We start from the raw sequence: 20936 nt of genomic DNA, 5'->3' as shown, positions 1-20936 counted from the left end.
TTTTCGGTACAACCAACTGCCCGTTCAACTCTTCGATGATGACGCTACTGGCGCCCATTTGCTCAAAAACGACTTGGCCTTGCCGAGCAGCTTCGCCTTTAGGCTGTGAGTTTTCCGTAGTGTGTTGGCTTTGAGGTTATAGACCTGCCCGGGCACATACATCTCGTTCGTCTCGATGCAGTACACCGGCTTGCGGCTGAGCTTCATGATCTCGACAGCCTGTCTGACTTCGCTCTCGACGAACAACCGTGTCAGCGGCTGCTTGGCATAGACTTCCGCCTTGAACTTGTGGTGAATGTTCAAACGCCGGCGCTCTTCCGCAGTCGGGAGATCCAGCATGTGCAACGTTCCGTATTGCACGCCGTTGCGCTCCAACCACTCCTCCGTTTCGGCTCGATACCTCTCCAATCGACTGGTCACTAAATGCGCGACCTTGACCGAAGGAATGAACAAAGGGCGCGTGCAGCTGAGGAAATCCCGATAGTTCGGCCCGTCATCATTTTCTTCGTTGGTCGGATCGACACAGAGCACGCCGTCGATATCCAGGCACGCCTGAGCCAAGAAGGGATGGTGCATGATGTTCCACTCGAACACCCGAGGCTGCTCCACCAGATCCAGATACAGGTCGACATGGTGCCGATTGTGCTTCTCGGCAAACACCGCCATGGTCAGAACCTGGCCGTCATAAATAGCGCGAACTTGTTCATCCGCGGCACGCATCGACTTGGCCGAAGAGATACTGTCATCGACCAGCAGAATCTTTTTCGCATCCCTCGGCTTTACCAGTTCGGCATGCTTGTAGGTGCGAGTATTACCCTTCTTCAGGTCGTCGTTGCGCAGGAAAGAGTAGAGATCCGTCAGCGGCAGATTCTGTTTCAGCGCAATGATGCTGGCGACCAGCATCCCACTTCTCGGTATGCCGACGACCAGATCGACATCGTTGGGAATTTTGCTGGCACATTCCGTGCTCAACCGCGACAGATCATTCAGGCTTCGGTAATTCATCGAACTCTCTCCTGCGCCCTGTTCTTTTGACAGTCCATTTTTATTGGATCGTTTACCTGTGTTCAGCGCCCCAACGACGAACGCAATTGTTTGGAATGCGTATGGACGTAATGCAACATGTAAAGCGCCAACGCATTGGGTTTGGAAAACTTCAAAAACCGCTTTCGGATATCCATATCTTCACGGATCGCTTCAAAGCGGCGTTTATGCGAGACACCCGTGGTATCGAATATACAGAGTGGAAAAGACAGCTGGAGAACCTCGGCCTGCAAATCCAAGCCCTGTAGAAACTCAAGCAGCAGGCAATAGTCGGCTGACAGCTTGTAATCCAAGCGGAATTTGAACTGCCGCAGCCGCTCATTTTCGAAGTACATCGTTTGATGGCTCGCCGGTAGACCAAGCGGTGCTCGCTCAATGGGGCGCGCGGCAGTACGCTTCAATTCACCACTGGCTTCCTTGCGATAGAAGTCGCCATACACAAATTTTGGTTTTACGTTGGCATCCGTTAATTCTTCGTTGATCCGCTCTAGTACCGTCGGATCGGCAAATGAATCGCCACTGTTAAGGAACAGTGTAAAGCCAGGCGTTTCAACAGCCCGCTGCCGCCCCTTTTCCATTGCGTCATAGATGCCTTTGTCCGGCTCTATGGTTATTTCAGCTTGGCTGTCCTGCAAATTCCTCAACCACTCGCCGCTGCCGTCTTTGGACGCACCGTCGATGACAATCCAGCGGAAGTTTCGGTAAGTCTGGCTGGCCAAGCTCTGATAGGTTTCCTTCAGGCCATCAAAATTATTCCAGTTTATAGTTACGATACTGAAACTGACCATAATTCACCTGTTCTAGATTTGCATTTAAAGGAGCATCCGCCGTCTGCAACTTGGCGTAATAAAGGAAGAACGCAGCAGCCATTCCATACACATCGCCCGAGAACGTCAGTGCGTTGGACAACGTGATATTCAGCATGCTGACCACGAATGAAAGCTGTAATGCGGCAAGAAGGTTGCCTTTGTCCGTGCACTGGCGCATTACCCAGATGAAGCCGCCATAGAACATAAGGACGACAACCGGAGTCAGGAACCCATAGCGGTGATAGACCCCGAATATCCCGACGTCGGCGAGGTAGAAGTGCGAGTTATAGACCCTTGAAAAGCCCCCATTCCATTGCAGGGACAGCGCGCCCATACCGAAGTAATTGTTGCTGCTGATAGCGTCGAGAATCACTGAGACAGTTGTGTCCCGTACCCCAGGTCCGGATGTCGCATCGAACAACAAGGCATCGAATCGTGCGAACTGCTCCTGGTAGAACTCAGGAACCAGAAGATACGACACCACCAGAACAGCCAGGCCAAGCGCACTCAGCTTCAACAGTGAGTCGATGCGCTTGCGGAAAATCCATACTCCGGCCAGCGCCCAGACCAGCATGGTCTGGCGCGTTTGCATGACCAACCACAGATAGGCGACGAAGTAGAGAAGGATTGCCAGCCGGCCGAGGGTGACGCGGTCCTTCATGCTGTACATCACCATGAACACGGCAATGGTCACGAACGGCGAGCCAATGCGGAAGCGGTTCGGTCGCAGCAGATCCTCGTACTGCGTCCAGTCATCGACGGTAAAGGAGGCAATCTGGTTCTGCGGAATGATGCCCAGGTAATACGCAAAGCCCAGCGTCGCGCAAAACAGCGCGATATATAGAAAGTATTTCGCCAGCTCTTCTTGGGTGGGAGAAGCCTTGATCAACAGGAACAGCGTCGGGAAGAACACCAGGTACTGAAAGAAGCGCCGCTCTTCCAGCAAGCCGTACGGCAGCGGTTGGCCGAAGTTCAGGTTGGCGAGTACCGCAGAAATAACCGGCAACAGGCAGCCCATGAAGATGATCCACAGGCTGGTCTTCGATTGGTAGACCCACTTCCACGCCACGAACAGACAGGCAGTCGCCGCCACCACCAATAGCAGGAACACCTCTTGGAAGTATGCGATCCCGGCTCGCTTGTCATCCGTCAGGAAGAAGCAGGTCGAGTTCAGCAGTAACAGGATGAACAACAGATTCTTGTACGCCAGAACTTTCCTTAACAAGCGCTCTCTCCAGTATCCGATTGACGTGGCGAAACATAGAACCGAGCAGCCCATCCTGATGACTTGGATGAGGCAGCACACTGCGGCGAAGAAACATGCGCCATGGATGGACAACAGCAGCGGTAGAAAGGTCCGCTGCCGTCAAATGCATCCATGCCAGTCACTATTTCGGTCAGTGGCGTGCCTGATGCTGGTTTTCCACGAACCAGCGATAGGCGTCGCGCAAGCCGTCTTCCAGGCTGATGCTGGACTGCCAGCCCAGCGCCTTGAGGCGGGAAACGTCCATTAGCTTGCGCGGTGTGCCATCCGGCTTGCTGCTGTCGAACTTCAGTTCACCCTGGTATTCGGTGACCCGGGCGATGGTTTCAGCCAGTTCACGAATGCTGCAGTCAACACCGGTACCCACATTGATGTGCGAAAGCATCGGCTGGGTATGGGCCTGGTAGGTTTCATCATCCAGCTCCATCACGTGCACGCTGGCAGCGGCCATATCGTCGACGTGCAGGAATTCGCGCTGCGGCTTGCCGCTGCCCCAGATCACTACCTCATCGTCGCCACGCTGGGTCGCCTCGTGGAAGCGCTTGAGCAGAGCAGGCACGACGTGGCTGTTTTCCGGGTGGAAGTTGTCGTTGGGACCATAAAGGTTGGTCGGCATTACGCTGCGGTAGTCACGCCCGTACTGGCGGTTGTAGCTTTCACAGAGCTTGATACCGGCAATTTTGGCAACTGCATACGGCTCGTTGGTCGGCTCGAGCACACCGGTCACCAGCGCTTCTTCCTTCATCGGTTGCTCGGCGAACTTCGGATAGATGCACGACGAGCCGAGGAACAGCAACTTGTTCACATCGTTGCAGTGGGCCGCATGAATGATGTTCGCCTCGACCATCAGGTTCTGGTAGATGAACTCGGCCGGATAGGTGTTGTTGGCGTGGATGCCGCCCACCTTGGCCGAGGCCATGTAGACCTGATCGATTTTGTTTTCAGCAAAGAAGGCATTGACGGCCGCCTGATCGACCAGATCCAGCTCTTCACGACCGCGCGTGATGAGGTTGGTGTATCCCAGCGCCTGCAATCGGCGGACGATTGCAGAACCCACCATGCCGCGATGTCCCGCAACAAAAACACGTGCGTCACGATTCATATTCAATTCTCCACACTCACTGGGATTTCGAAGCCGTGCTCTTTGAGCAGGGCATGGCGCTGGGCAACTTTCAGGTCCTCGCGAACCATTTCGGCGCACATTTCCTGCACGCTGATCTCTGGCGTCCAGCCCAGCTTGTTCTTGGCGTTGCTCGGGTCGCCGAGCAATGTTTCCACTTCTGCCGGGCGGAAGTAGCGCGGATCGATGCGGACAACGACGTCACCGACCTTCAATGCCGGCGCCTTGTTCCCTTCGATACCAGCAACGATGGCGCGTTCGTCGATACCGCTGCCTTCGAAGCGCAACTCGATGCCTAGCTCGGCGGCAGACCACTTGATGAACTCACGCACCGAATACTGCACGCCGGTAGCGATGACGAAGTCTTCGGCCTGATCCTGCTGCAGCATCATCCACTGCATGCGCACGTAGTCTTTGGCATGGCCCCAGTCGCGCAGTGCATCGAGGTTGCCCATGTGCAGGCAGCTCTCCAGCCCCTGAGCGATATTTGCCAGGCCACGGGTGATTTTGCGGGTCACGAAGGTTTCGCCACGGCGTGGGGATTCGTGGTTGAAGAGAATCCCGTTGCAGGCATACATGCCGTAGGCTTCGCGGTAGTTCACCGTGATCCAGTAGGCGTAGAGCTTGGCGACTGCATAAGGGGAACGCGGGTAGAACGGCGTGGTTTCCTTCTGCGGAATCTCCTGAACCAGGCCATAGAGCTCTGACGTGGAGGCTTGATAGAAGCGCGTCTTCTTTTCCAGACCCAGCAGGCGAATGGCTTCGAGGATGCGCAAAGCGCCCATACCATCGACATCGGCCGTGTACTCCGGCGACTCGAAGCTGACCGCGACGTGGGATTGCGCGCCGAGGTTGTACACCTCGTCCGGCTGGACTTCCTGGATGATGCGGGTCAGGTTCGAGGAGTCGGTCAGGTCGCCGTAATGCAGGACGAAATTCTGATCTTCGACGTGGCGATCCTGATAGATGTGGTCGACCCGCTGCGTATTGAACGACGACGCACGGCGTTTGATGCCGTGTACTTCGTAGCCCTTTTCCAGCAGAAACTCAGCGAGATAGGAACCGTCCTGGCCAGTAATTCCGGTGATCAGCGCGCGTTTCTTTTCCATTTCAGAGTACCTGTAGGTTCCAGATGACGAGAGGGGTGTTGAGTTGATACTGGGACGGCAGCGCAGCGACGCCCAAGCGCCCTGCTCTGCCATGCAGCTGATTGAATCGATGGTTGGCTGGTGACGTTAACGAGGCGTTACCGCCCGGCCCGGGGCGGACAGACGGTCCGCTCATGCGAGCATCTCCTCGTACAGCGCCTGGTATTGACGGGCGATGACGGGGCTGTCGAAGGTGGTCAGGATTTTTTCTCGCGCATTGAGCACAAGCTGCGGATAGTCTGCCTCTCCGGTGATCCACTCGACGCCTTCGGCCAGACCCTGGGCGTCAAAGGGCGCAGCCTTATAACCGTCGTGCTTGTGCGTCACGATGTCCTTCGGCCCTGTGGCATCGAAGCACACTACGGGGGTTCCGCAGCCCATGGCTTCGGCCAAGGTCTTGCCGAAAGCTTCCATAAGGCTTGGTGCGATAAATACATCCGCTGCGGAATAGAGAAGCCGCAGCGAGATGCTGTCATGCAGGTAGCCGAACGAGGTGTAATCGAAGCCCAAACCGTCAGCGACGGACTGGTCCAGCTTGCCGAAAAAGCACAGGTGGTACTTGGTCGGGTCGAGGTGCGTGAGCATCTCCAGATATTTGCCGAAACCCTTGTAGGTGTCTTTGGCACTGGTGCAGCCGGTCAGGATGATCTTCTTCTCGGTCTCGATACCAAGCAGTTGCCGCGCCAGCTGTTTGTCCAGTGGAAAGAACTCACTGGCATCGACGTTGTTGTGGATGGTGCGCACGTCGAAGTCGCGGAACAGAAGACTCTGCCTGGCCTGCTCGGACACCCAGTCGCTGATGCCGATCATCTTCATCGACTCGGGCAGGTACTTGCGCTTGCGGTTGAGTACGAAACGCGACAGGTCTCGGTCGGAGTTGCTGCCGAGCTGATCGCAACTGCCACAGCCGGTGGTGAATTTTTCACAGCCCATGGCGTAGTGGCAGCCGCCAGTCATCGGCCACATGTCGCGCATGGTCCAGACAACGGGCTTGCGCAATTGGGCGAGGTGCTTCATGTCGACGAAGCCACCGTTGACCCAGTGCAGATGCACCACGTCCGCCTCACGACATGCGGTACTGTCAGTGAAATCGGCGCCCATGACCCCAGCGCTGAACATGCCGGACTGGCGCTTGCGGTAGACGCTGGCGAACGCCTGGTCAGCCTGACTTCTGGCAATGCTGATGATCTTGTCTTTCTTGCTGCGACTGACCGATACCACCGAGGTGTCGCCATAGGTTTGCTGACTGTTGGTGTAGACGCGCGAGTCGACACCCAACGAGCGCAAGCCCTGGTGCAGCCAGTAAGCGCCGCGTGCGGCGCCCCCGGTCAGTTCGCCAGCGACCAAATGTAAAACCTTCATCAATCGAAACTCTCTTCTGAATGCTGGGCGTTCTGCTGAGCCGCGTACCACCTGCGCGATGCAATCAGCACGATCACCATCAGCGACGAATAGATGACGATGCTCGCGACGGCGAAGGCCTGCACGGTGGCCAGGGCGCTGCCGATCAACAGCGCACCGCCGAACAGCGACAGCACGCGCAAGCTGGTGCTAAAGATTTCGAACAACAGGAAGCGCGCCTGCAGCGACAGCGCCGGGACCGCGACCACGCACGGGCGCGAAACGAAGATCACGTATTCGGCCAAGGCCAGCCAACGGGCGTACTCGCCAGCCACATGCCACTGGTCACCAAACACCAGTGCAAACAGCCATGGGCCAAACACTGCCACCAGCGAAAACGGCACCAGGCCAACCAGACCCAGCGCGGCGGTTGCCTTCAGCAGCATCGCGGCGACCGGCTCGCGGTCGTGGATGGCACGGCTGATGCGCGGGTAGTACACATCGGCGACCGACTTACCGATCAGATTGGTTGGCATCGTCAGCGCCTGCTTGCACAGAGCGAAGAAGCCCGCAGCAGCCGGTCCGAAATAGGCAGCAAGCACCAGCGTCGGCAAATGCTGCGACACAGCGTTGATCAGCATCACCGGCGCACGAAACCTTGGGAAGTCGCTGTGCCTGCGAGCCAGTTCGAGCATGCCGGGGCTGCTCTGCTCGGCGTCTTCCGCATGGTTATCCGCATGGGGTTTGGCGCGCAGCATGGCCAACGCGAGCATTGCCGCATGCAACGCTTGTTGCAGGGCGGTGGTGCAGACCAACACCAGAGCAGAGGACTGCACCAGGCCCGCGACGGTCCGCATCGAGTTGAAGAACAACGAATGCCCCACCGCCACACTTGCGGTGATACGGAAACGCTGGGTGCGAAACAGCCACTGCTGGCAAATCTCAAGCGCCGCGCCGCAGAACATCACGAACGGGATGAGCATCAGGTACGGCTGAATGATCTCGATCTCGAGCGTTCGGGCAAGCTGATCGCCAAAGAAGTACAGGGCCAGAGCGACCACTGTCGCCAGCGACAACGCAGTAGCCAGTGCCAATCGCACCAGACCTCGCGCATCGCCATCGCGCTTGGGCAGCACAATGGCAATGGGATAGGTCAACGCCGCCACCGGAATCAGCATCATCGTGACGCTGAGAAAGGTGCCGAGTACCCCGTACGCTTCCGGACCATAAATGCGCGTGATCACCGGCATGAACGCCAAGGTGATCGCCTGCGCACCGGCGGTGCCAGTCACCACGGTCAGGATATTGCGCAGCAGCTTGCTGCGCATGCTTGCCTGCAGCAGCGCAGCCAGTCTTTCCCTGACCGGGGAAGAAGTACGCCGCATGCTGGACTGATCGATGGCGCTCACTCGCTGCCCCTCGCTCAGGCCTGGACCGGCTGACGGCCGATGCCGTAATAGCTGAACCCTTCGCGCTTGACCTGCTCGCGGTCGTACTGGTTACGCCCGTCGATGATCAGCGGGGTGTTCAGCAGGCGCTTGAGCGCACGGAAATCCGGACGGCGGAACGGCTTCCATTCGGTGACCAGGCACAGCGCATCGGCATCGATAGCGGCTTCGTATTGTCCCTCGACAATCTGCAGACGGCCGTCGGTAAACCAGCTCTCAGGGAACTCGCGGCGGGCAGTTTCACGGGCAACCGGATCGAACGCGCGCACCTTGGCGCCGGCATTGATCAGGCTGTTGATCAGCACCACGCTTGGCGCCTCGCGCATGTCGTCGGTGCCGGGCTTGAACGCCAGCCCCCAGACCGCGAACGTACGGCCGCTCAGGTCGCCGTTGAAGTGGGTGGACAGCTTGTTGAACAGCGAATGCTTCTGCTGATCGTTGCGCGACTCCACTGCCTGTAGCAGCTTGGGCTCGAAGTCGTTCTGATGGGCGATGTTGATCAGCGCCTTGACGTCTTTCGGGAAGCAGGAGCCGCCGTAGCCACAGCCGGCATAGATGAAATGGTAGCCAATACGCTCGTCAGAGCCGATACCCAGGCGCACATTCTCGACATCCACATCGAGGCGCTCGCAGAGGCTGGCGATCTCGTTCATGAAGGAGATTTTGGTCGCCAGCATGGCATTGGCTGCGTACTTGGTCATTTCCGCATCGCGAATGCCCATGAACATGGTGCGCGGACGATTTCGGATGAAGGGTGCGTACAGCGCGCTCATGACCTGACGAGCGTGCTCGTTGTCAGCACCGATAACGATGCGGTCCGGGTGCATGAAGTCGTTGACCGCCGCACCTTCCTTGAGGAATTCCGGGTTGGAGACGACTGAGAATTCAATGTCGACGCCGCGCGCCTCAAGACGCTCGGCAACCGCTGCGCGCACGAGGTCCGCCGTGCCGACCGGCACTGTCGACTTGTTCACCACGATTGCGGGAGCAGTCAGCGTGTCACCAATCTGCTTGGCGACCTCCAGCACATAGCGCAAATCGGCGGAGCCATCTTCGCCCGGCGGAGTGCCGACAGCGATGAAAAACACTTCGGATTGCTCGACTGCCTCGGAGAGCGACGTGGTGAAGAGCAAGCGGCCGGACTGATGGTTCTCGGTGACGATCTCTTCGAGGCCCGGCTCATAAATCGGCAGAATGCCCTGCTTAAGGTTATCGATCTTGGCCTTGTCGACGTCGACGCAGTAAACCGTGTTACCCATCTCCGCGATACAGGCTCCGGTAACCAGTCCGACGTAGCCGCTTCCAACGACGGTGATATTCATAGCAGGATCCTCGATTCATACATTGATACAGGCGTGCCTCGGCGCGACCCTTTTCGGTGGCCGATGGCGCAAATTCTTCGCTTGGGCAGATAGTCAATCCGGGGTGGGTCCATCGCATGGTTGGACACACCCCGGTAATGGATTGACGAGCCGGTCGTCAGACCGTTTGTGGCTCGCTGTATCCGTAATGGTCGTAGTAGCCACGGAACTGACCGTTCTTCTTGGCTTTCTCGATATCGACGTAGTTGAGTACCACGCCGGTGACCGGTGCATTGCTGTTCTGCAGTTGGCTCACCCCTTTCTGCACATGCGGGATCAGCGTGCTGTCGGACTTGACGACGTAGATCACCGCATCAGCGAGCGTGGACAGCACAGCCGCATCACTGACCGCCTGGCTCGGCGGCGAGTCGATGATGATGCGGTCGTAGCGACCCTTGACCACTTCAAGCAGCTTGGCGAAACGCGGTGAAGACAGCAGCTCCAGCGGATTGGAGGGCACCGCACCGGCAGCGATCATGTCGACGTTGCCAACGGTCTGAATGCACTCCTCAAGCTTGGCGTTGCCGCCGATCAGGTTCACCAGGCCCGGCGTGCCCGGCTTGAAGTCGAACGCCTTGTCGAGGGTCGCACGACGCAAGTCGGCGTCGATCAACAGCACGCGATGCAGCTGGCCCATGGCGAACGCGAGGTTGGCCGATACCGAACTCTTACCTTCGCCCGGTGCGGTCGAGGTGATCACCAGTACCTGACGAGGCTGGCTTGCCTCAGTCAGTAGCAGGTTGGTGCGGATGGTCCGTACCGCTTCGCAGAACCGCTTGTCACCGCTGCGCTCGAACAGATGGCTGACTTCCTTGCGCAGCTTGCGTGGCACCTGCGGGACGATACCCATGACAGGCAGACCCAGCTTGGACTCGACCTCTTCAGAGCTCTTGAAGGTGTTGTCGAGAATTTCGCGGATGATCGCTTGGGCGATACCCAGCACCAGTGCCAGGAACAACGCCACCACCAAGATCAGCTTCTTGTTTGGCGCGCTGGCCTCGGTTGGCGGGATGGCTGCATCGACTACCCGAGCATTTGTAGAGCTGAGATCCGAGGTTGCGGTGGTTTCCTGCAGGCGGGTCATGAAGGTGTCGTAGAGCGCACGATCACTTTCGACCTCACGCTGCAGGTCACGCACCTTAAACTCTTTGCGGGAAATATCCTGAATCCGGCCCTTGTTCTCGTCGAAGGAAGCCTTCAAGGAGTTCTCGTTGGCGACGGCCAGCTGATAGTTACGCTCGATGCTCGCGACGACCTGCTCGACCTGCTGTTTCAGGCTGGCGGTGGCCGCATTGAGGTCTGACCGAGCAGAAACCATTGCCGGGTGGCGGTTGCCGTAGCGACGCGAAAGATCTTCGACACGCGAACGGGCATGGGCCTGGTCAGCTTTGAACTGCTGGATCAGCGGATGACCCAGAACGGCCGGCACGCTGGCCAGACGCTCCCAGCCCTGGCTGCGCATGGACTCGACCTGGCGGTACTGGCTTTCGGCTTCGGCACGCTGACGACGCGCATCGATCATGCGATCACCAGTAAGCGACAGCTCGTTGGCGCTGATAGTGCCTACACCATCGAGGTCGACCAGCCCTTCCGCATCGAGATAGGCCTGAAGGCGATCTTCCGAAGCCTGCAGGTTCTCACGCAGCGAAACCAGGCGTTCATTCATCCAGCTCGCAGCCGTCATCGACATGTCGACCTTCGCTTCCAGCTGCGCCTCGATATAGGCCTGCGCCAACCGGTTGGTGGCCTGAGCGGCAGTCAGGTTATCCGCCATGGATACGGACAGATAAACCAGCTGACTCTTGCCCTCGACCCACACTGACGTACGCTCCATGAACTGCTGGGTGGCGTAATCCATGACCTGCGCTTCGGTGATCGGCTCTGGCTCTTCGCCTGTGACCATATCGATCAGAGCGCCAACATCGACCAGCGGGCCCGGCTGCTGTCGCAGATCGAACTCGGGGTGTTCGGTCAGATTCAGATCGCGGACGACGCGCTCGGCAACGCCCCGGCTCTGCATCAGGCTGAGCTGTGTCTGCAGATACTCGCTGAGCTCAACCGGGGTATCGGCTGCCGGCTGGAACGACAACACCGGCGTGCCCTTGCTCTCGATGAGCACCGTGGCGACAGCCTTGTAGATCGGCGTCATGCGCGACAGCAGGAAAACGGTCAGCACCGCGACGACCGCCACGAGGAGTATGATCCCCCACTTGCGCGACCAGATTGCATGCCAGATTTTTTTCAGATCTATGAAATCACTATCAGCCGCGGGCCCAGCGGGGCGCTGCCATGGTCGATCCGGGCGAACTGGGCTATTCATCAGAAGAATCCTTCATCGATGTTGATCGTGTCGCCAGGGCGAACCAGGGTATTCATGGTGGCTTTCTCTTCCGCGCGGCTGCCTTGCGAGCCGCGCACGATGGTCATGCGTTTGGTCGAGGCACGCTCGGTCAGCCCGCCAGCAAGCGCGATGGCGCGGTCAAGCGTGAGGCCGGGCTGAAACGGATAGCCACCTGGAAGCTTTACCTCACCGGCGATGTAGAACTCGCGGTAGTTGGCGACCGATACCGATACGCGCGGATCGACCAGATAGCCATCCTTCAGCTTCTCGACCAAGATGTTGCGCACTTCACCTGGGGTTTTGCCGTTGGCGTCCACCTCACCAATGAAGGGAAAGGTGAAAGTGCCAGCGTCTGTCAGACGAATCTCTTCGAAGGTCAGGTCCGGTTCACCATGCACATTGATGCGAATGACGTCCCCCGAGCCCAGCTGGTATTGCGCAGCACTGGCGCCGGCACTTAGCGCCAGCAACAGCAGCACGGAAAAGAATTTGAAAATGTTCGGGATGCGCATGGTCGGCTCCTCCTTAGGCACTGGTTAACGTCCTACCCGGCCTCAAAGGCTCAGGTCGAAACTCAGCAAGTAAACGTTTCGGTCGAAGGTCCTCGAGCTCAGGCTGGAGTCGTTTTCCGTTCTGAGATATGACAGGGTCACGTCGGCCCAGCGGTCTGGCGACCAGGTCACGCCGGCACCGTAGCCGCTGCGCTCATCGTCTCGATTGATACCTTTGTACTCGCGATCGGAAAAGCGGTAGAGCAGCTCGGTCGATACACGCGAGGTCCACTCGTGATCCCAGGTGGCGAGCGTCGTCCAGTCATTAATGGTGCTGGCACCGTTGTCACCCTCGTCGAAGGCGCGACGGGAATTGAGCGTGAACGCCGAGTAACTACGGGGTTTATAGGTGACGCCGATTTCCCACATGGGGCTGGTGGAGTCTTCACGCTGATCGCTATCGAAGTCCTTGCGCTCGGCGCCAAGCTTGAACATGCCGGAGGTCTTCGCGCCGGCATCCCAGGTCGCACCGCCAAGCAACGCCACGTTGGTGCTGTCACGCAGCGCACTGCTTAGCTTGTAGTCGTGATCGGTATGGCGTATCTCAATGAGCGAGCGCGTCTTGGAACCCAGACGATGGAACCAGACTGAGTTGAACATCAGGCTGTTGCGTTCTTCGGACGCGTTGATGTTGCCGCTGTTGTGGTAGCGCCGCTGCTCGTAGTGCGTACCGAATTCCAGCTGATTGCGAGCCGTGCGGGCACCGAAGCGATAAGCAGCCTGGGCAACGGCGGTGCTGTACTTGTCGTTCTCGGTGTTGATCTCGGTGTCGGCGGTCTCTTCCACGCGGTGGTAGGCGAGACCCCAGGTCAGGCGATGCCGGGAAGTGAATTCCATGGCGCTTCTGAGGCGCAGATGATGGTCGGTGTTACTGGCTTCGGAATCCGAATGGAAGATATCGCTGTTGAACGAGTATTCAAGCTCATACTCGCTGTTGCGATTACCGGTTCCCAGCACGAACGTTGGATTAATACCGGTGACCCAGGATGCCTGCTCGTTGTCCGACAGACCGCGGTAGTTGTCGTCGTAGCTTTCGCGCACAACCAGCGTCGGAGTGAACTCGAACCCTCCCAGCTGTATGTACCGGGGTTCGTCGTCCTGTGCCCAGCTCTGAGTGGCTGCAAGACACAGTAGCGGCAAGCATGGAAGTGTGATCTTCCTCATATAGAATCCCTTCTCGGAGATAAATTGTGGTGCATACCTACCCTCTGGCTGCGTCGCCTGGCTGCTGTGAGGAGGCATAGACACGCAACAGACCGCAAATATCCCAGACAGTTGCACATTCGCTTAGCAGGGCACTTTTCCGGCGCCAACAGCTTTTATCTCGCACCGGCTCTAATCCGGCCGGTTCGTGCAAGCTACCGCCCCGGAGAAATGCTCCCGAGGCGAAACATCCTGTCAACATCCACAGGTGAGCCGCGTCAAGCGTTCGACCCAGGGACGGACAACGGCTTAATCTGACCTTAGCTTAGGTTTTGTTGTTGGCACGGAAGCATGTAGACGTGCGGCGCGGCCCCAGCTTGTCATCACACCGTTGAATCAAGGCTCAGCATGCAGGCGCACATGAGCTGTACTGCAACGGGGAATAAGAAACAGCCCAAGCCTCTACTCGGAACAGCACCGCTCAGACGCCTGTCATGTCTCGTTGCGCCGCTCAGCGTCTCGCGGGCACATCCAGTCGACCGTCTCGACGCACCTTGTAAAGCACCAGCGACCCTTTCTGGACCCAGCCTGATATGAACGAGTTCCATATGGGAACTCGGACGAGTGCGACGGGGATGAGTGGCAGCGGCTAGTGTTTGATCAGACGAGACAGGCCAAAACCTGGCAGATGAGCGAGGTGCTCAAAAACCCGCGCTAGAGGGGTCGGCAAATCGATACGTCGATTCATGATTGGGCGCAGGGCAAAACAGGGGGAAAGGAATGCCAAAGTAACTGGCACGGGCGACCCTGAAGGGCCGCCCGCACACCTCAGGCTCGCTCGATACGGTCGGGATGGATAATGATGCGCCCCTGCTTGTACAAGCCACCGATGGCTTTCTTGAAGTTGCCCTTACTGACGCCGAACAGCCGCGCGATTTCATCTGCGGCGGTCTTGTCGCTGACGGGCAGGCTGCCCTGGTTTTCCTGCAGCTTTTGCAGAATCAACGCCTGCAGTGCATCAGCAGCCTCGCTGCCCACTGGTTGAAGGCTCAGGCTGATCTTGCCATCAGGCCGGATTTCCTTGATGTAGCCTTTCTCGCGGATACCGCCACGCAGGAACTTGAAGGCCTCGTTCTTGTGGATCAGCCCCCAGTGCTTGCCGTTGATGATTGCCTTGTGGCCGAGATCGGTGGGCTCGACCACCAGCAGATCAACGGCTTCGCCGACCTTGTAACGCGCAGGCGTCTTGTCCAGATAACGGTCGAGGCGCGCCGTGGCGGTAATACGACGGGTGTGCTTGTCGAGATAGACGTGCACGACACAGTAGTCACCTTCGTTAAGTGGCCGCTTTTCTTCCGAGTGCGGCAGTAGCAGATCCTTGGGCAGCCCCCAGTCAAGAAATAGCCCGATCCGGTTGATCTCCACGACCTTCAAACTGGCAAACTCGCCGACCTGCACCTTGGGTTTCTCGGTCGTTGCTATGAGCTTGTCTTCGCTGTCCAGGTAGATGAAGACGTTCAGCCAGTCATCAACCTCGGTAGGCGTGTTTTTCGGAATGTAGCGGTTGGGCAGCAGAATTTCGCCATCCGGACCACCATCCAGATAGAGGCCGAAACCGGTGTGCTTGACGATTTGCAGACTATTGAAGCGCCCGATTGCGGCCATGTAACGATTCCTCTGGGTCGAAGGTGGCGATTCTAGCAGGCCACCCGCTTATCGCGTGCGCGCCGCTATGGCGCCCACGCGATAACCCTTACTGCGGCAGTGCGTAGGCGATGACCGAGTCCCCGGCTTTGGTGCCGAGCGATCCGTGACCACCGGCAACGACCACGACCATCTGACGTCCCGAACGGCTCTGATAGGTCATCGGCGTCGCCTGGCCACCGGCAGGCAACCGTGCACGCCAGAGCTGCTTGCCAGTGGTGACGTCATAGGCACGCACGTAGTAATCAAGCGTGCTGGAGAGGAACGCCACGCCACCTGCGGTGATCACTGGCCCGCCGAGGCTCGGCACACCCATTTCAAACGGCAGCGGGACCGGTGCACGATCGCGGACCGTACCGTTCTTGCGCAGCCAATGGGTTTTGCCCGTGCGTAGGTCGGCACCCGCCACATAACCCCATGGCGGTGCGGTGCAAGGCAGACCGATCGGTGACACAAATGGTTTGAGTTCTACCGCGAACGGGGCCCCGAAATTTTCGTTCAGGTGCGGCTCGCTATCGGAAACGTAGGTCTTCTCGTCGTTCTCGCGCGGAATCAGCGTTGAGGTGAAAGCCAGGTACGACGGTGCGCTGAAGACCATCTGCCGAACCGGATCGACAGCCACCCCGCCCCAATTGAACACCCCGAAATTCCCGGGATAGACCAATGAGCCCTGAGTTGATGGCGGCGTATAACGCCCCTCATAACGCAACGAGTTGAACTGGATGTGACACATCATCTGATCGATGAACGTCGCACCCCACAGGTCGGAATCCTGCAGTTTGGGCGGCTCGTACGACAGCGCCGAAACGGGCTGAGTTGCCGCAGCATAGTCACACTTCGCTGCTCCCTGTGGCGCTGGAACCTCACGCACGGGGAGCACTGGCTCACCGGTACGGCGATCAAGGACATAGATATCACCCTGCTTGGTGGGCTGTACGAGTGCCGGGACCATGCCAGATTCGGTCTGGATATCCACAAGGCTTGGCTGCGCCGGCACATCCATGTCCCACAGATCGTGATGCACAGTCTGGAAGACCCAGCGCAGCTGCCCGGTTTCCAGATCCAGCGCGACTATGGACGAAGCGAAACGCTCGGTGTTCTCGCTGCGGTTGCCGCCCCACTGATCCGGAACATGGTTGCCCATCGGCACGAATACCAGTCCTAACTCCTCGTCAGCGCTGGAGATGCTCCAGCTGTTCGGCGTGCTTTCGCTATAGGTTTCGCCCGGCGCCATAGGCGCGGTCTGTTCTGGATTACCCGGATCCCAGTTCCACTTCAGCTCGCCGGTAATGACGTCATAAGCGCGGATCACACCGGATGGCTCGGTAGTCGAAACATTATCGTTAACTGCCCCACCGACGATTACCAAGTCGTTCGCGACTACGGGAGGCGACGTCGAGTAGTAGAAGCCCTCGGTGATGTTCGGCATGTTTTTCCATAAATTCACAGCACCGTTTTCGCCGAACGATTCGCACACCTTTCCGGTATCCGGATCAAGCGCGATCAGCCGCGCATCGGCAGTCGGCATGAAGAGACGTTGCTGGCAGGCCTGCCCCTCTACCGGGGTCTCGCTGGCGTGATAAGACAACCCGCGGCACGTCAGATGCTGCCGATTGGTAGAGTCCGGAACCTCCGGATCGAAGCGCCAGCGCTCTTCGCCGGTCTCCGCATCCAGCGCAATCACGAAATTGTGCGGCGTGCAGATAAAGAGGCTGTTATCAATCTTGAGCGGCGTGACTTCGTAGGTGGTCTCGTTTGGATCGCTGGGGCGCCGCATGTCACCCGTGTGGTAGTGCCAGACTTTTTCCAGCCGATCGACGTTGCTTGGCGTGATTTGCTCGAGCGGTGAATAGCGCGTGCCATGCTGGGTGCGGCCGTAAGCATGCCAATCGCTGGCCGGCACATTGTCAGCGGTATTCACCTCCGCCGCCGGCGCAGCAGCCAAAGGAGGCGGCAGCATCCCTTTTATATCGTTGCTGTCAGTGCTCAAGGCATGAATAGCAGTCGCGCCCCAAAGCGCCACGGCAAACATCAACGGGATGGCGCTGCCGCCCCAGGCGCGCGCACCGAAGTGCTGCCAACCCAGTCGCTGGGCGATCCAGGGCGTCAGCAACCACAACCCAAGTGGGCCGATGATGCTAGCGCGGGGGGCCAGCTGCCACCAGTCGAAGCCCACTTCATAGATGGCCCAACCCAGCGCACCGAGCATTACCAGTGCATAAACCCAAAGCGCCGCGCGACGCCGAGCCCACAGCAATCCGCCGGTTAACAGAAAGCCGACTGCGAGGATCGCGAAATACCAGGTACCGCCGAGCGCGATGATTTTCGAACCACCGACGGCAAGCGCCAGGCCCAGGATGATGCACAGGATTGCACTGATGACGACCGCCACTCTCCGCTCCTTATTCCATTGATGGGGCTGGAGATGACGAAACAAATACTTTGCCGCGAGCGTCCCCTGCCTTGTCTTCGTGTCGTGGCAGACCGCCGCTTCGCCAGACCCGATAGTGTGTGGACCGGATGTGAACGAGAATGCTCCCGGGGGAGGGGAAAAATCGAAGACATGTGCGTGCGGGCGACCCAAGCCTGCTAACGCATCCGCCGCCGATCCGTTTGCTGCCGAACACAGGCTACGGCAACGAGCCAGGCGAACCTGAGCCAGGTAGCAAGCGGGTAGAGAAAATCGAGTCAAGCGAAAAATCGAACAAAATTTAGCCAGATCTGTATAATGTCCGGTTCGACTGACCAAAGGAACCAGATGACGATGGCCTCCAAGACCACCACCGCCAAGCGCAAACCCGAACCCGCCAGTGAAACCAGCGAATCGCTGGCCAGCCAGATGGCAGCCTTTCTAAAGGCCGGCGGCGAAGTACAAAAGATCCCTAACGGGGTCAGCGGCCAGACCCAGGGCCCGTCGCGCCAGATCACCATCAGCAAGAAGTAATCTCCGCAACACCCGACCTACTAAGCGAGCCCCCACTGCTTTTAGCCGTTTGCAGTGGCTCGCCAGGTTTCCCCTTCCGAAGTACCCGAGCTCACCATGACTGACCCGATACGCTTGTCCAAACGCCTCGCCGAGCAAATCGGCTGTTCCCGGCGCGAGGCCGAGCTGTATATCGAGGGAGGCTGGGTCAGCGTCGACGGGCAAGTTATCGAAGCCCCCTATTTCAAGGTAGGCGAGCAGCGCATCGAGCTGCTGCCCGGCGCCACCGCGGCCGAACTGCCACCGGTCACGCTGTTGCGGCACAAGCCAGCCGGCCAGCCCACCGCAGTGGAACCCGGCGATGCGATGAAGCAACTTGCCGATGCCGGCCATTGGAGCGGCGATGGCTCACGCCTGGCGCCCCGCGAACGCCACTTTGCGCGCCAGACTGCCATTCTGCCGCTGGAGCAAGACATCAGCGGGTTGGTGGTATTCAGCCAGCAACGCGAGGTGATCCGCAAACTGGCCGATCCACGCGACACGCTAGAGCAGGAGTACATCGTCGAAGTCGCTGGCGAGCCCGAGGAAGGCGGACTGGCGTTGCTGGGCAAGGGCATCGGCCATCGTGGCAAGGTCCTACCCAAGGCCAAAGCCAGCTGGCAGAACGAGACCCGCCTACGCATCGTGCTCAAGTCGCCGCAAGCCGGCGATCTGCGGCAGCTGTGCGAAGCCATCGGCTTGCAGATGATCAGCTGCAAGCGAATCCGGATTGGCCGTCTGTCGATGGCCAAGCTGCCGGTCGGAGAGTGGCGTTTTCTCGGCGAACATGAACGCTTCTAGCCTAAAGCCGTCTCTTGCATAACCCTGATTGCTCACGCGTTGCGGCCGCTGAACTATGCTGATGTTGATGGCAACGAAAACAAAGCCAGCTGCAGGCCGTCGTCACAGGCCCTGATCGCGCCCCTCGCCATCCCGAGATAAAGGTTCGCCATGCACAGACTCGTCCTGTTGCTGACGCTCGTCCTGTTGCCTTCGGTCTGCGGAGCCCAGCAACGAATCGAGGTGTGGACGTATCATTTTTCGCCACCGTTCGTTCTCGATGATGCCCAGGGGCTATCGCAGGCGTTCGTCGAACTGCTCAACAACAACGCCGCCAATGATTACCGCTTTCGCTTCGAGCTGGTCAAATTGCCGCGCAAGCGTGTGGACAAGCGCCTGGAGCGGAAGCGGGCCGGCATTCTGCTATGGGCTACCCCGAGCTTTTTCACAGCCGCGCAGACCGCTGACGGAACCTGGTCGGAACCGCTACTGACAGATCAGCAAGACTTCGTCTCATTACCCGACGCGCCCGTTGAGTACGAGAACCCCGCGTCGCTAGACAACCTGGTCTTGGGTGGCGTGTTGGGTCACCGATACGAAGGGCTTGAAGCGGATATCGCCAGCGGTGCAATCAAACGCCAGGACGCCCAGGGCGATCTGCAAAACCTCGAGAAGCTGCTGTCGGGTCGTATCAGCACCTTGCTGATCCCGCGCTCTGCCCTGCTCTACTACCGCAAAGAAAAAATGCTTCGAGATTTATACGTCTCGAACATGCCGCTGTATCAGTTCAATCGCCGCGTGTGGATCGCCGACACCCTTGGTCAGCCTGTCATCAGCTACCTCGACCACTTTCTAGAAACCTTGCCACAGAACCCCGAGTGGCAGATCCTGCTGTTCCGTTACGGACTGCAGCCCATTGCCGCCGCGCATTGAAACAGGCTGAACAGAAACGAAACACACAGGTCAGAACACGCGCTGACCCACTAAACAATCAAGAGAATAAGGCAGCAATGAAGAACGCACTGGTGATCGGACTGCTCGTTGTCCTGGGCGGCTGCGCCTCACAGCCATGTGATCAACCTGGAAGCGATAGCGCTTGCCGCGCTGAGCGGTTGCTCTACCAGAACGACCTGCTGCAGGCCAAGATTCTGATTTCCATCGGCGATGAAAATGGCTATGAACTCGCCGAGGCGCTACTTGAGCGCAGCGCTCGGCTTGATGATCGTGGCGAGACCGAGTTCTACCAGGCCCTCCTGCTGATCCGTCAGGGCCCCCAAGCCGAGCAGGTCCTGCACTTGCTGGAACAGGCCCGCGCCAAGGGTCACCCGCACGCGGTGGCGCTGCTTTACAAGATTTATCAGGATCCCTACCTGCTGAATGAGCGCAACGCCGTCAAAGCCGAACAATATCGCCAAGCCTACGCCGGGCTAGACGTTGCGCAGAGCGGCTATCCTTCGTTCGACAAAGCCTTGGAGCTGGTTTCCCAGCTCGTCGAGCCGCCTCCTCCACTCCCGGAAAGAGACGACCCGTGCGTTAATCGGTGCCTCTGACGACCATCACTGCGGCGTAGGCGTCTGCGAGATCTTGGGGTCCTGCTCCCCATCCAGCACCGCCTGCGCTTCGGCTTCAGTGGCGTACGGCCCGGCAATCGTCTGGCCATCGATCTCGACCACCCAACAGGTGACCCAGGTTGGACGCCAGCCCTGAGGTACTTCGTCTCCGGTCAGATGCTTGATCCTGCGTTGCATATCCACCTCCGCTAGTAACTCTCAACGTTAGAGCGCCGCGCTTGCGCTGCTCCCTTGAGCTAGGACCACAACCTCGAGCATTTTCTCGCAGAAAAACAAGCCGTTGCTGTTTCGTCTCGAACTGACGGGGCGCTTGCGGCTCTATTGAACAGCGCAACCAAAACCTGTTCAG

General features: G+C 58.6%; 19 protein-coding genes. 4 read left to right on the top strand and 15 right to left on the bottom strand.

The window, feature by feature from the left end; genetic code table 11:
* Nucleotides 1-24 precede the first annotated feature (24 nt).
* From ACSSNI_RS17570 to ACSSNI_RS17505, 14 genes are all read right to left on the bottom strand, one after another.
* Nucleotides 25-1005: a phosphoribosyltransferase family protein gene (locus ACSSNI_RS17570; RefSeq protein WP_319300298.1), complete on the bottom strand. Its 981-nt coding sequence runs from the start codon at nucleotides 1003-1005 to the stop codon at nucleotides 25-27.
* 62 nt (nucleotides 1006-1067) lie between these two features.
* Nucleotides 1068-1832, bottom strand: coding sequence for a glycosyltransferase (locus ACSSNI_RS17565; RefSeq protein WP_319300300.1), 765 nt, complete (start codon nucleotides 1830-1832; stop codon nucleotides 1068-1070).
* On the bottom strand, nucleotides 1795-3078 hold the full coding sequence (locus ACSSNI_RS17560; protein WP_319300303.1) for a hypothetical protein: 1284 nt from the start codon (nucleotides 3076-3078) through the stop codon (nucleotides 1795-1797). Before ACSSNI_RS17560 ends, ACSSNI_RS17565 begins: the two co-directional genes overlap by 38 nt.
* A gap of 172 nt (nucleotides 3079-3250) precedes the next feature.
* Nucleotides 3251-4219 (bottom strand): GDP-L-fucose synthase, encoded by a 969-nt coding sequence (fcl, locus tag ACSSNI_RS17555; RefSeq protein WP_159968757.1) that lies wholly within the window; start codon nucleotides 4217-4219, stop codon nucleotides 3251-3253.
* Between the two features lie 2 nt (nucleotides 4220-4221).
* Entirely contained in the window at nucleotides 4222-5346 is a 1125-nt protein-coding gene (gmd, locus tag ACSSNI_RS17550; RefSeq protein ID WP_319300307.1) for a GDP-mannose 4,6-dehydratase, read from the bottom strand.
* Between the two features lies 1 nt (nucleotide 5347).
* Nucleotides 5348-5521 carry a hypothetical protein gene (locus ACSSNI_RS17545; RefSeq protein WP_448259779.1) on the bottom strand — a complete coding sequence of 58 codons (174 nt, stop codon included), beginning with the start codon at nucleotides 5519-5521 and terminating at the stop codon, nucleotides 5348-5350.
* Complete coding sequence (locus tag ACSSNI_RS17540) at nucleotides 5518-6747, bottom strand: glycosyltransferase family 4 protein (protein WP_448259777.1); 1230 nt, start codon at nucleotides 6745-6747, stop codon at nucleotides 5518-5520. The genes ACSSNI_RS17545 and ACSSNI_RS17540 overlap by 4 nt, the downstream gene beginning before the upstream one ends.
* A complete protein-coding gene (locus ACSSNI_RS17535) occupies nucleotides 6747-8135 on the bottom strand; it encodes a lipopolysaccharide biosynthesis protein (protein WP_102835854.1) in 1389 nt (462 codons plus the stop codon). Before ACSSNI_RS17535 ends, ACSSNI_RS17540 begins: the two co-directional genes overlap by 1 nt.
* Before the next feature lie 14 nt (nucleotides 8136-8149).
* A complete protein-coding gene (locus tag ACSSNI_RS17530) occupies nucleotides 8150-9496 on the bottom strand; it encodes a UDP-glucose dehydrogenase family protein (protein WP_102835853.1) in 1347 nt (448 codons plus the stop codon).
* A gap of 157 nt (nucleotides 9497-9653) precedes the next feature.
* Entirely contained in the window at nucleotides 9654-11855 is a 2202-nt protein-coding gene (locus tag ACSSNI_RS17525; protein WP_148926572.1) for a GumC family protein, read from the bottom strand.
* Nucleotides 11855-12388 (bottom strand): polysaccharide biosynthesis/export family protein, encoded by a 534-nt coding sequence (locus ACSSNI_RS17520; protein WP_148926573.1) that lies wholly within the window; start codon nucleotides 12386-12388, stop codon nucleotides 11855-11857. Before ACSSNI_RS17520 ends, ACSSNI_RS17525 begins: the two co-directional genes overlap by 1 nt.
* 42 nt (nucleotides 12389-12430) lie before the next feature.
* A complete protein-coding gene (locus ACSSNI_RS17515) occupies nucleotides 12431-13591 on the bottom strand; it encodes an outer membrane beta-barrel protein (RefSeq protein ID WP_448259773.1) in 1161 nt (386 codons plus the stop codon).
* An 807-nt stretch (nucleotides 13592-14398) separates the two neighbouring features.
* On the bottom strand, nucleotides 14399-15235 hold the full coding sequence (locus ACSSNI_RS17510; protein ID WP_448259771.1) for a CvfB family protein: 837 nt from the start codon (nucleotides 15233-15235) through the stop codon (nucleotides 14399-14401).
* 88 nt (nucleotides 15236-15323) lie between these two features.
* On the bottom strand, nucleotides 15324-17666 hold the full coding sequence (locus tag ACSSNI_RS17505) for a glucose/quinate/shikimate family membrane-bound PQQ-dependent dehydrogenase (protein ID WP_448259769.1): 2343 nt from the start codon (nucleotides 17664-17666) through the stop codon (nucleotides 15324-15326).
* A 372-nt stretch (nucleotides 17667-18038) separates the two neighbouring features.
* Between ACSSNI_RS17505 and ACSSNI_RS17500 the strand changes: the two genes are divergently transcribed.
* The 4 genes from ACSSNI_RS17500 (at nucleotide 18039) to ACSSNI_RS17485 (ending at nucleotide 20566) form a co-directional block, all read left to right on the top strand.
* A complete protein-coding gene (locus ACSSNI_RS17500) occupies nucleotides 18039-18218 on the top strand; it encodes a hypothetical protein (RefSeq protein WP_019342315.1) in 180 nt (59 codons plus the stop codon).
* A gap of 96 nt (nucleotides 18219-18314) precedes the next feature.
* Nucleotides 18315-19037, top strand: coding sequence for an RNA pseudouridine synthase (locus ACSSNI_RS17495; RefSeq protein WP_448259767.1), 723 nt, complete (start codon nucleotides 18315-18317; stop codon nucleotides 19035-19037).
* A 150-nt stretch (nucleotides 19038-19187) separates the two neighbouring features.
* Entirely contained in the window at nucleotides 19188-19949 is a 762-nt protein-coding gene (locus ACSSNI_RS17490) for a substrate-binding periplasmic protein (RefSeq protein WP_448259765.1), read from the top strand.
* Between the two features lie 77 nt (nucleotides 19950-20026).
* Nucleotides 20027-20566 carry a hypothetical protein gene (locus ACSSNI_RS17485; protein WP_448259763.1) on the top strand — a complete coding sequence of 180 codons (540 nt, stop codon included), beginning with the start codon at nucleotides 20027-20029 and terminating at the stop codon, nucleotides 20564-20566.
* A 6-nt stretch (nucleotides 20567-20572) separates the two neighbouring features.
* Here ACSSNI_RS17485 and ACSSNI_RS17480 read toward each other — a convergent pair whose 3' ends face one another.
* Nucleotides 20573-20764, bottom strand: coding sequence for a hypothetical protein (locus ACSSNI_RS17480; RefSeq protein ID WP_102835844.1), 192 nt, complete (start codon nucleotides 20762-20764; stop codon nucleotides 20573-20575).
* Nucleotides 20765-20936: the final 172 nt, after the last annotated feature.

The organism is Stutzerimonas tianxiuensis, from assembly GCF_053470365.1.
Note: the sequence above shows the minus strand (reverse complement) of the source record. Positions and strands in the feature narration are given on the sequence as shown.

Excerpts from the sequence above, each read along its gene's own strand:
- ACSSNI_RS17570 (WP_319300298.1), bottom strand. The coding sequence starts at position 1,005 with ATGAATTACCGAAGCCTGAATGATCTGTCGCGGTTGAGCACGGAATGT.
- ACSSNI_RS17565 (WP_319300300.1), bottom strand. The coding sequence starts at position 1,832 with ATGGTCAGTTTCAGTATCGTAACTATAAACTGGAATAATTTTGATGGC.
- fcl (WP_159968757.1), bottom strand. The coding sequence starts at position 4,219 with ATGAATCGTGACGCACGTGTTTTTGTTGCGGGACATCGCGGCATGGTG.
- gmd (WP_319300307.1), bottom strand. The coding sequence starts at position 5,346 with ATGGAAAAGAAACGCGCGCTGATCACCGGAATTACTGGCCAGGACGGT.
- ACSSNI_RS17545 (WP_448259779.1), bottom strand. The coding sequence starts at position 5,521 with ATGAGCGGACCGTCTGTCCGCCCCGGGCCGGGCGGTAACGCCTCGTTA.
- ACSSNI_RS17540 (WP_448259777.1), bottom strand. The coding sequence starts at position 6,747 with ATGAAGGTTTTACATTTGGTCGCTGGCGAACTGACCGGGGGCGCCGCA.
- ACSSNI_RS17530 (WP_102835853.1), bottom strand. The coding sequence starts at position 9,496 with ATGAATATCACCGTCGTTGGAAGCGGCTACGTCGGACTGGTTACCGGA.
- ACSSNI_RS17525 (WP_148926572.1), bottom strand. The coding sequence starts at position 11,855 with ATGAATAGCCCAGTTCGCCCGGATCGACCATGGCAGCGCCCCGCTGGG.
- ACSSNI_RS17520 (WP_148926573.1), bottom strand. The coding sequence starts at position 12,388 with ATGCGCATCCCGAACATTTTCAAATTCTTTTCCGTGCTGCTGTTGCTG.
- ACSSNI_RS17515 (WP_448259773.1), bottom strand. The coding sequence starts at position 13,591 with ATGAGGAAGATCACACTTCCATGCTTGCCGCTACTGTGTCTTGCAGCC.
- ACSSNI_RS17510 (WP_448259771.1), bottom strand. The coding sequence starts at position 15,235 with ATGGCCGCAATCGGGCGCTTCAATAGTCTGCAAATCGTCAAGCACACC.
- ACSSNI_RS17500 (WP_019342315.1), top strand. The coding sequence starts at position 18,039 with ATGGCCTCCAAGACCACCACCGCCAAGCGCAAACCCGAACCCGCCAGT.
- ACSSNI_RS17495 (WP_448259767.1), top strand. The coding sequence starts at position 18,315 with ATGACTGACCCGATACGCTTGTCCAAACGCCTCGCCGAGCAAATCGGC.
- ACSSNI_RS17490 (WP_448259765.1), top strand. The coding sequence starts at position 19,188 with ATGCACAGACTCGTCCTGTTGCTGACGCTCGTCCTGTTGCCTTCGGTC.
- ACSSNI_RS17485 (WP_448259763.1), top strand. The coding sequence starts at position 20,027 with ATGAAGAACGCACTGGTGATCGGACTGCTCGTTGTCCTGGGCGGCTGC.
- ACSSNI_RS17480 (WP_102835844.1), bottom strand. The coding sequence starts at position 20,764 with ATGCAACGCAGGATCAAGCATCTGACCGGAGACGAAGTACCTCAGGGC.